The organism is Streptomyces sp. CO7 (genome assembly GCF_053474865.1).
Genome location: NZ_JBRIOU010000002.1, coordinates 1,352,880 through 1,362,903 on the forward strand (window position 1 = coordinate 1,352,880; position 10,024 = coordinate 1,362,903).

At 72.0% G+C, this 10,024-nt stretch carries 7 protein-coding genes; 5 read left to right on the forward strand and 2 right to left on the reverse strand.

Annotated elements, in window-relative coordinates; all coding sequences use genetic code 11:
- The first annotated feature begins 62 nt into the window (after positions 1-62).
- Together ACOV8S_RS08155 and ACOV8S_RS08160 are read left to right on the forward strand one after the other, a co-directional pair.
- The gene (locus ACOV8S_RS08155; RefSeq protein WP_351118239.1) at positions 63-1,277 is read left to right on the forward strand and encodes an acetyl-CoA C-acetyltransferase; all 1,215 of its coding nucleotides are present in this window, start codon (positions 63-65) and stop codon (positions 1,275-1,277) included.
- 53 nt (positions 1,278-1,330) lie between these two features.
- A complete protein-coding gene (locus ACOV8S_RS08160) occupies positions 1,331-3,505 on the forward strand; it encodes a 3-hydroxyacyl-CoA dehydrogenase NAD-binding domain-containing protein (protein ID WP_448316997.1) in 2,175 nt (724 codons plus the stop codon).
- 27 nt (positions 3,506-3,532) lie between these two features.
- Here ACOV8S_RS08160 and ACOV8S_RS08165 read toward each other — a convergent pair whose 3' ends face one another.
- The gene (locus ACOV8S_RS08165) at positions 3,533-4,234 is read right to left on the reverse strand and encodes a MerR family transcriptional regulator (RefSeq protein WP_448316998.1); all 702 of its coding nucleotides are present in this window, start codon (positions 4,232-4,234) and stop codon (positions 3,533-3,535) included.
- 193 nt (positions 4,235-4,427) lie between these two features.
- Here ACOV8S_RS08165 and ACOV8S_RS08170 point away from each other — a divergent pair, with 193 nt between their 5' ends.
- Positions 4,428-5,915: an amino acid permease gene (locus ACOV8S_RS08170; RefSeq protein WP_448316999.1), complete on the forward strand. Its 1,488-nt coding sequence runs from the start codon at positions 4,428-4,430 to the stop codon at positions 5,913-5,915.
- A 139-nt stretch (positions 5,916-6,054) separates the two neighbouring features.
- Positions 6,055-7,791 (forward strand): BCCT family transporter, encoded by a 1,737-nt coding sequence (locus tag ACOV8S_RS08175; protein WP_448317001.1) that lies wholly within the window; start codon positions 6,055-6,057, stop codon positions 7,789-7,791.
- A 74-nt stretch (positions 7,792-7,865) separates the two neighbouring features.
- Here the strand turns inward: ACOV8S_RS08175 and ACOV8S_RS08180 are convergent, their stop codons facing one another.
- Positions 7,866-8,828 (reverse strand): hypothetical protein, encoded by a 963-nt coding sequence (locus ACOV8S_RS08180; RefSeq protein WP_448317003.1) that lies wholly within the window; start codon positions 8,826-8,828, stop codon positions 7,866-7,868.
- A gap of 179 nt (positions 8,829-9,007) precedes the next feature.
- Between ACOV8S_RS08180 and ACOV8S_RS08185 the strand changes: the two genes are divergently transcribed.
- Positions 9,008-10,021 carry an ArsR family transcriptional regulator gene (locus tag ACOV8S_RS08185; RefSeq protein WP_448317004.1) on the forward strand — a complete coding sequence of 338 codons (1,014 nt, stop codon included), beginning with the start codon at positions 9,008-9,010 and terminating at the stop codon, positions 10,019-10,021.
- Positions 10,022-10,024 lie beyond the last annotated feature (3 nt).

Sequence of the window (10,024 nt, forward strand, 5' to 3'; positions counted from 1 at the left end):
GACCACGACCGCCCCGCCGCACCCGACGACGACCACTCCGCACCCCTGCGAAAGGCTGACCAGTGAGCACCGAAGCGTACGTCTACGACGCGATCCGCACCCCCCGCGGGCGCGGCAAGGCCAACGGGGCCCTGCACGGCACCAAGCCGATCGACCTCGTGGTCGGACTGATCCACGAGATCCGCGCCCGTTTCCCCGACCTCGACCCGGCCGCCGTCGACGACATCGTGCTCGGCGTGGTCAGCCCGATCGGCGACCAGGGCTCCGACATCGCCCGCACCGCCGCCATCGCCGCGGGCCTGCCCGACACCGTCGCCGGCGTGCAGGAGAACCGCTTCTGCGCCTCCGGTCTCGAGGCCGTCAACATGGCCGCCATGAAGGTCCGCTCCGGCTGGGAGGACCTGGTCCTGGCGGGCGGCGTGGAGTCCATGTCCCGCGTCCCGCTGGGCTCGGACGGCGGCGCCTGGGCGATGGACCCGATGACCAGCCTGGAGACCGACTTCGTCCCCCAGGGCATCAGCGCCGACCTGATCGCCACCCTGGAGGGCTTCTCCCGCCGCGAGTGCGACGAGTACGCGGCGCTCTCCCAGGAGCGGGCCGCCACCGCCTGGAAGGAGGGCCGCTTCAAGCGGTCCGTCGTCCCGGTCAAGGACCGCAACGGCTTCACCGTGCTGGACCACGACGAGTTCATGCGCCCCGGCACCACCGCCGACTCCCTCGCGAAGCTGAAGCCCTCCTTCGCCGCGATCGGCGACATGGGCGGCTTCGACGCCGTCGCCCTGCAGAAGTACCACTGGGTCGAGGCCATCGACCACGTCCACCACGCGGGCAACTCCTCCGGCATCGTCGACGGCGCCGCCCTGGTCGCCGTCGGCAACAAGGAGACCGGCGAGCGGTACGGCCTCACCCCGCGCGCCCGCATCGTCTCCGTCGCCGTCTCCGGCTCCGAGCCCACCATCATGCTCACCGGCCCCGCCCCCGCCTCCCGCAAGGCGCTCGCCAAGGCCGGCCTGACCATCGACGACATCGACCTGGTCGAGATCAACGAGGCCTTCGCCGCCGTCGTCCTGCGCTACGTCAAGGACATGGGGCTCTCCCTGGACAAGGTCAACGTCAACGGCGGCGCCATCGCACTCGGCCACCCGCTCGGCGCGACCGGCGCGATGATCCTCGGCACCCTGATCGACGAACTGGAGCGGCAGGACAAGCGTTACGGCCTGGCCACCCTCTGCGTCGGCGGCGGCATGGGCATCGCCACCGTCGTCGAACGCCTCTGACCCAGCCCGGCGGAACCACGAGACCTCACGAATCCAACGGAGAGACCCCCGTCATGACCGACAGCACCGCCATCCGCTGGGAGAAGGACGAGACCGGCGTCGTCACGCTCGTCCTGGACGCCCCCGGCCAGTCCGCCAACACCATGAACCAGGCGTTCCGCGAGGCGCTGCGCGCCGTCGCCGATCGCCTCGAGGCCGAGAAGGACTCGATCCGCGGCGTCGTGATCACCTCCGCCAAGAAGACCTTCTTCGCCGGCGGCGACCTGCGCGAGCTCATCAAGGTCACCCCGGAGACGGCCCACGACCTCTTCGAGGGCGGACTGGAGATGAAGCGCGACCTGCGCCGCATCGAGACCCTCGGCAAGCCGGTCGTCGCCGCGATCAACGGCGCCGCCCTCGGCGGCGGCTACGAGATCGCCCTCACCTGCCACCACCGGGTCGCCCTCGACGCCCCCGGCTCCAAGATCGGCCTGCCCGAGGTGACCCTGGGCCTGCTGCCGGGCGGCGGCGGCGTGGTACGCACCGTCCGCAAGCTCGGCATCACCGACGCCCTGCTGAAGGTGCTGCTCCAGGGCACCCAGTACAGCCCGCGCCGCGCCCTGGACAACGGCCTGGTCGACGAGGTGGTGGACACCCCGGAGGAGATGACCGCCCGGGCCCGCGCCTTCATCGACGCCCACGCCGAGTCCGCCCAGCCCTGGGACCTGCCGGGCTACCGCATCCCCGGCGGCTCCCCGTCGAACCCGAAGTTCGCCGCCAACCTGCCGGCCTTCGCGGCCAACCTGCGCAAGCAGACCAACGGCGCCCCCTACCCGGCCCCGCGCGCCATCCTGGCCGCCGCGATCGAGGGGTCCCAGGTCGACTTCGAGACCGCCCAGGTGATCGAGTCCCGCTACTTCGCGGAGCTGGCCGCGGGACAGACCGCGAAGAACATGACCCAGGCGTTCTTCTTCGACCTGCAGGCCGTCAACTCCGGCGCCAACCGCCCCCAGGGCGTCGAGCCGCGCAAGGTCACCAAGGTCGCCGTGCTCGGAGCGGGCATGATGGGCGCCGGCATCGCCTACTCCTGCGCCATGGCCGGCATCGAGGTCGTCCTCAAGGACGTCTCCGCCGAGGCCGCCGCCAAGGGCAAGGCCTACTCCGAGGCGCTGTGCGCCAAGGCCGTCTCCCGCGGCCGCACCACCCAGGAGAAGGCGGACGCCCTGCTGGCCCGCATCACCCCGACCGCCGACGTCCAGGACCTGGCGGGCTGCGACGCGGTGATCGAGGCGGTCTTCGAGGACACCGGCCTCAAGCACAAGGTCTTCCAGGAGATCCAGGACGTCGTCGCCCCCGACGCGCTGCTGTGCTCCAACACCTCCACCCTGCCCATCACCGAGCTCGCCGAGGGCGTCGAGCGCCAGGCCGACTTCATCGGCCTGCACTTCTTCTCCCCGGTCGACAAGATGCCGCTGGTGGAGATCATCAGGGGCGCCCGCACCGGCGACGAGGCCCTCGCCCGGGCCTTCGACCTGGTCCGCCAGATCCGCAAGACGCCGATCGTGGTCAACGACTCCCGCGGCTTCTTCACCTCCCGCGTCATCGGCCACTTCATCAACGAGGGCGTCGCCATGGTCGGCGAGGGCATCGAGCCCGCCTCCGTGGAGCAGGCGGCCGCGCAGGCCGGCTACCCCGCCAAGGTGCTCAGCCTGATGGACGAGCTGACCCTCACCCTGCCGCGCAAGATCCGCAAGGAGACCAGGGAGGCGGTCGAGGCGGCCGGCGGCACCTGGGTCTCCCACCCGGCCGAGGCCGTGGTGGACCGGATGGTCGACGAGTTCGGCCGCACCGGCCGCAGCGGCGGCGCCGGCTTCTACGACTACGTGGACGGCAAGCGGGCCGGCCTGTGGCCGGGTCTGCGCGAGCACTTCACCGAGCCGGGCCACCGGATCCCCTTCGAGGACATGCAGGAGCGCATGCTGTTCTCGGAGGCCCTGGACACCGTGAGGCTGATCGAGGAGGGCGTCCTCACCTCGGTGGCCGACGCCAACATCGGCTCCATCATGGGCATCGGCTTCCCGGCCTGGACCGGCGGTGTGCTCCAGTACGTCAACGGCTACCCGGGCGGCCTGCCGGGCTTCGTGGCCCGGGCCCGCGAGCTGGCCGAGAAGTACGGCGACCGGTTCCAGCCGCCCGCGCTGCTGGTGGAGAAGGCGGAGAAGGGCGAGGTCTTCACCGACGCGCGCTGACCCCCGCGCCGGCGGCCGGCCCCGCTCTCAGGGCCGGCCGCCGAGCCAGCTGAGCAGTTCCTGGCGCAGCGACCGCTGGAAGGCGGTCAGCAGCGCCTGCACCACCAGCGGCTGCATGTGCGCCGACAGCGACCGCACCGACTCCGCGTCCTGCTCGGCCGAGGCCTCGCGCAGCAGCCCGGACAGCGCCTGGGCGGCGGACCGGGAGTGCTCGGTGAGCACCGCGCGCGCCTCCAGCAACGTCTCCTGGGCGAACGGCATGTCCAGCACCTCCACGCACAGGCGCAGCAGACCGGTGTCCACCCGGAAGGCGTCCTCACCCTCGCGGTCCACCACGTCCAGCTCGACCAGCCGCTCGAGGTCCTGGTCGTCCAGCGGGCGCCCGGCCAGGCGCTCCAGGCCCGCGCGGTCCAGCGTCTCGACGTTCTCCGGGGCCCAGGAGGCCACCACGGCCCGCTCCAGGGCCAGGTCGTGGGCGGTCACGTCGTCCGGCAGGCCGCGCAGGTGACGTTCGATGCCGGCCAGCGTCATGCCCTGCCGCTGCAGCTCCTCGATCAGCGCCAGGCGCGCCAGATGCTCCGGCCCGTACCGGCCGACCCGCCGGGGGCCGATCTCGGGCGGCGGCAGCAGCCCGCGCGTGCCGTAGAAGCGCACGGTCCGGACCGTCACGCCGGCGCGCGCGGCCAGCTCGTCGACCGTGAGCGTGGGCCCCTGGGTGTCGGTCCTCATGCGCAACAGTATTGCTGTCTCACCACCACTGCGAAAGACGCGATGTGAACTCCGCCACTGCGCATCGGCATGCGGAATGAGACATTCACTCCCGGCCCGCACTCCGTAGGACGCCAAAAGCGCTGGTGGCGGGCCGCGCACCATCCGACCCCCGCGCCACCAGCGCACCGGGGAGCAACAGAGTGGAACACGCGTGAGCAAGGACGTCGCGACCGCCACGGTCACGAAGCCCCTCGACGGCCCGGCGGCCACCGGCCCGGGCGCCGAACCCCCCACGGACGCCGGGGACGCCGGTTACAGCAAGGACCTCAAGGCCCGGCACATCAACATGATCGCCATCGGCGGGGCGATCGGCACCGGTCTCTTCCTCGGCGCCGGCGGCCGCCTGCAGAGCGCCGGCCCCGCCCTCGCCCTGGCCTACCTCGTCTGCGGCGTCTTCGCCTTCTTCGTGGTGCGGGCGCTCGGCGAACTCGTCGTCTACCGCCCCTCCTCGGGCTCCTTCGTCTCCTACGCCCGGGAGTTCCTCGGCGAGAAGGGCGCCTACGTCGCCGGCTGGATGTACTTCGTCAACTGGTCCACGACCGGTATCGCCGACATCACCGCGGTGGCGCTCTACACGCACTACTGGAGCCTGTTCTCCGACATCCCGCAGTGGGTGCTGGCCCTGGCCGCGCTCGCGGTCGTCCTGACCGCCAACCTGATCTCGGTGAAGTACTTCGGCGAGATGGAGTTCTGGTTCGCCATCGTCAAGGTCGCGACCCTGGTGCTCTTCATGCTGGTCGGCATCTTCCTGCTGGTCGCCGGACACGACGTCGGCGGCACCACCCCGGGCCTGTCGGTGATCACCGACAACGGCGGGCTGATCCCGCACGGCGTCCTGCCCGTCGTCCTGGTGATGCAGGGCGTGGTCTTCGCCTACGCCTCCCTGGAACTGGTCGGGACGGCGGCCGGCGAGACGGCGGAGCCCCGCAAGGTCGTCCCGCGCGCGGTGAACTCGATCATGTGGCGGGTCGGCCTCTTCTACGTCGGCTCCGTGGTGCTGCTCGCACTGCTGCTGCCCGGCTCGGCCTACTCGGGCGACGAGAGCCCGTTCGTCACCGTGCTCTCCCGCATCGGCGTGCCCGCGGCCGGCGACGTGATGAACCTGGTCGTGCTCACCGCCGCGATGTCCTCGCTGAACTCGGGCCTGTACTCCACCGGCCGCATCCTGCGCTCCATGGCGGCGGCCGGCTCCGCGCCGCGGTTCACCGGCGTGATGAACCGCAACCAGGTGCCCTACGGCGGCATCCTGCTCACCGGCGCGGTCTGCGTGCTGGGTGTGGGCCTCAACTTCCTGATGCCCGGGCAGGCCTTCGAGATCGTGCTCAACGTGGCCTCGCTGGGCATCATCAGCACCTGGGTGATCATCATGATCTGCCACCTGGTGTTCGTCCGACGGGCCAGGGCCGGACTGCTGACCCGGCCCGCCTTCCGCCTGTGGGGCAGCCCGGTGACGGAGATCGTCACCATCGCCTTCCTGGTCGCCGTGCTCGCCCTGATGTGGGGCGACCCGGAGGTCGGGCGCAGGACGCTGCTGCTGATCCCGGTCATCGCCGCCGCCCTGGTGGCCGGCTGGTTCGCCGTCCGGCGCCGTGTCACCCACCCGGAGGACGCCGGGGCACCGGCCCGGAAGCGGGGCTGACCCGCCCCGTGTGCGGCCGGGACGCCCCGCCCGGCCGCACACGGGGAGCGACCCCAGGATTACGCAGGTGAGAAACGCGGGATATGTGGTAGCTGCGTAGCGGAACCAGACCAAGATCCGCTCGGCGAAAGGTGCCGCAGTGTCGCAAGACGTTCCCGACCCCTCGCAACACCACCACAAGGGCTCCCTGCCCGGCACCGAGGCCGGCCTGCCCGGTCCTCAGCACCAGGGCACCGACCGGGTGGTCTTCGGGGTGACCGCGGCACTGACCCTCTCCTTCGTCCTGTGGGGCGCGTTCGGCACGGACTCCCTGGAGGACGTCTCCGGGACGCTCCTCGGCGAGCTGATCCACAACTGCGGCTGGGCCTTCGTGCTGGCCGCCTCCTGCTTCGTGATCTTCGCCCTCTGGCTGGCGATCAGCCGCTACGGCCGCATCCACCTGGGCTCGGAGCACGAGAAGCCGGAGTTCCGCACGGTCTCCTGGATCGCCATGATGTTCAGCGCCGGCATGGGCATCGGCCTGATGTTCTGGGGCGTCAGCGAACCGCTGGCCCACTTCGTCGACGCCCCGCCCGGCACCCGGCCCGGCAGCGTCGGCGAGCGCATGTCGACCGCCATGGCGACCACCCTCTTCCACTGGACCCTGCACCCGTGGGCCATCTACGCGGTGGTGGGCCTCGGCATCGCCTACAGCACCTTCCGCAAGAAGCGCCGGCAGACCATCAGCTCGGTCTTCACCCCGCTCATCGGGCGCCGGCACGCCGAGGGGGCCGTCGGCCGGGTCATCGACATCCTGGCCATCGTCGCCACGGTGTTCGGCTCCGCCGCCTCCCTCGGCCTCGGCACCCTGCAGATCGGCTCCGGCATGCAGGAGGTCGGCTGGCTGGAGAAGGCCGGCACCGGGCTGCTCGTCTCCATCATCGCCGTGCTGACCCTGGCCTTCGTCCTGTCCGCCGTCTCCGGCGTCGAACGCGGCATCCAGTGGCTCTCCAACACCAACATGGTCCTGGCGCTGGTGCTCGCGGTCTTCGTCTTCGTGGCCGGTCCCACCATCGTGATCCTCGACCTGGTGCCCACCTCGCTCTTCGCCTACCTGGGCGACCTGCCGGAGCTGGCCGGGCGCACCGAGATCAGCGGGGGAGCGACCGTCGACGAGTGGCTGTCCAGCTGGACCGTCTTCTACTGGGCGTGGTGGATCTCCTGGACGCCCTTCGTCGGCATGTTCATCGCCCGCATCAGCCGCGGCCGCACCATCCGCCAGTTCATCGGCGGCGTCATCCTGGTCCCCAGCACGGTCAGCCTGATCTGGTTCGCCATCTTCGGCGGCTCCGCCATGCAGCTCCAGTCCCGCGACATGCTCGGCGACGCGTCCACGGTCGAGGGGCGGCTCTTCGCGGTGCTGCGGGAGTACCCGATCGCCACGGCCACCTCGCTGCTGGTGATGATCCTGGTCGCGATCTTCTTCGTCTCCGGCGCGGACGCCGCCTCGATCGTGATGGGCACGCTGTCGCAGCGCGGCGCGCTGGAGCCGCAGAAGCCGCTGGTGGTCTTCTGGGGCGTGGTCACCGGCGCGGTGGCCGCGATCATGCTGCTGGTCGGCAGCGGCAAGGGGGACGCCCTCACCGGGCTGCAGAACCTCACCATCCTCGCCGCGGCGCCCTTTGTGCTGGTGATGATCGGAATCTGCTGGGCGCTCATGCGGGACCTGCGGCGCGACCCGCTGATGCTGCGGGAGGAGGCGGCCAGCGAGGCGCTGGAGGACGCGGTGGTCACCGGCTACCGGAAGTTCGACGGCGACTTCGAGCTGCAGGTCCGCCCCGCCCAGGGCAACGGCCCCGCCTCGGGCTCCACGGTCGCCGAAGACTCCCCGATCTGACGCCGCCCCACGGCCCGGACCCCGGCGGAGACGTGCGGGGCCCGGGCCGTTCGGTCGTCACCGAGGATCCAGAATCAAGGGGTGTCGCCGCAGGTGGGGTCGGCGAGGGCGGTCACGGTGTACGGGGGACGGCCCGGCGGCTCGTCGTTCTGGCTGTTGACCACGTAGAGACGGCAGCCGTGCACCGCGAGCGTGGTGGGGAGATCGAGCTCCCCGCCGGTGAGGCGGTGGGTCACCGTGCCCGTCCGCAACTCGGCGTCGAGGCGGGCGATGTAGACGCCGTGCGGGGCTCCGTAGTTGAGCACCGCGTAGAGCGTCCGGCCGCGCAGCACCATGCCGTCGGCGCCGAAGGACTGGTCCCCGAGGTCGAGCGGGGCGACCTCCTTGTCGTCGGTGTCGACCCGCCACACGGCCTCGGTGCCGTTCGAGGCCACGAGGAGCGTGGAGCCGGACCCGTCGGCCACGATGCCGTTCAGGAGCCAGTAGCGGGCCGGGAACTGCGGGAACGCGGAGCGGATGTCCAGCCAGGGTTCGAGGGGGCCCAGCGTGGAGCCCCGGATCTCCGCACGGTGGATGACGGGGTTGTCCCAGTCGGTCACGTACACCGCGTCCTTCGTCACGGCCAGGTCGTTGAGGCGGGGGGCGCCGAGCGGTCCCGCCTGAGCGGTACGGCTTGTGAGGAGCCGTCCGTGACGGTCGTGGACCGTCAACGTCGCGCCCCCGACGGACAGGACACGGCCGCGCCGGTCGGTGTGGACGCCGAGGGTGCTGGAGCGTCCCTCCAGTCCGCGCGCCGGGAACGGCTTCAGGTCCGGGTCGCCGACACGGCCCCGGTACAGGGTGCCCAGGCCGTCGGACGAGACGAACATCGTGCCGTTCGGGGTGACGGTGATCCCCTCGGGCAGGACGCCGTCCTCCCGGGAGACGACGTAGGTGTCCGGCAGGTCCCGTGCGACGGCCGGGGCGGGAGCGCCGGTGAGGGTCGCGAGCAGGAGCGCGGCTGCGAGGCAGGCTGTTCGGGCGGGAACGCGGCGCATCGGCGTGACCTCCGGGGGATGTGGCGGTGGGAACGGGGCATCGGCCCGGCGGGCGAGCGGCGGGACCAGGGCCGGCGGCGGGAAGGAGCCGGTCGGAAGGAGCGTGCGGGCTTCGCGCGCGGAACACACTGCCTTTCACCCCTGGGTGAAAGGCTCCGCCGGGCGGATAATCGGCCGGCATGATCCGTCTTCACTTCACCGCCGACGACCTGCGCCGGATCACGCTGGCTCCGGCGGCCAACGCCCTGTCCGAAACCGCCCTGAGCGTGCGGCTCAGCCTGCGCCTCGGGGCCCGGGGAGGCGTGGGCCGAGGGCTCGTGCCCCCGCACCGTCCGCGGTCCGCCGCCCGGGAGTGGCACCGGTCCCTGCGTCCAGGCGCCGCCGCCCGGGCCGGTGTGCTCGCGGAACTGGTCGCCGAGGACGGGTTCTTACCCGACTTCCTGCTCCAGCCCGCGGCGCACGACTTCGCGGAGGGCCTGGACGCGGCCGCGTCGACGCCCCCGGAGCGGCTGGCGCTCGACCTCGGTGTCCCGGACGCCTCCGGCCGGCACAGCGGTCCGGACCGGCCCGGCCGCTGGGCGCGCCGGCTCGCGCAGGGCCCTTCGGCCGCGACCCGCGCCCTGCGCGAGGACACCCGCCGCTACTTCGAGACGCACGTCGAGCCGCTCTGGCCCCGGATCCGTCGCGACACCCTCGCCGACCGCGCGCTGCGGTCGGAGATGCTGCTCCGTGGCGGTGTCGACGCCCTGTTGACGACGCTGGGCACGACCTGGCGGTGGCAGCCGCCGACACTGCACCTGCCCTCGCCCTCGACGTACGACGTTCCCCTCTGCGGGCGAGGGCTGCTGCTCCTGCCGTCGTGGTTCACGACCGGGCCGATGGTGATGTACCGCCCCGAGGCGCCGACCGTCCTGGTCTATCCCCTGCACGACCGGGCCGACGGCGCCGCCGCCGACGACGGCCGGCCGGAGGCGCTCGCGGCGCTGCTCGGCCGCACCCGGGCCCACGTGCTCGGGCTGCTGCGGTCCCCGGCCACCACGACGGCGCTCGCCGAGCGCGCCTGCGTCTCGCTCGCGGCGGCCAGTGGGCACGCGGCGGTCCTGCGAGCGGCGGGGCTGGTCGACACCGTCCGTACCGGGACGGCGGTCCTGCACAGCCTCACGCCCCTCGGACACTCCCTGCTGGAAGGCTGACCC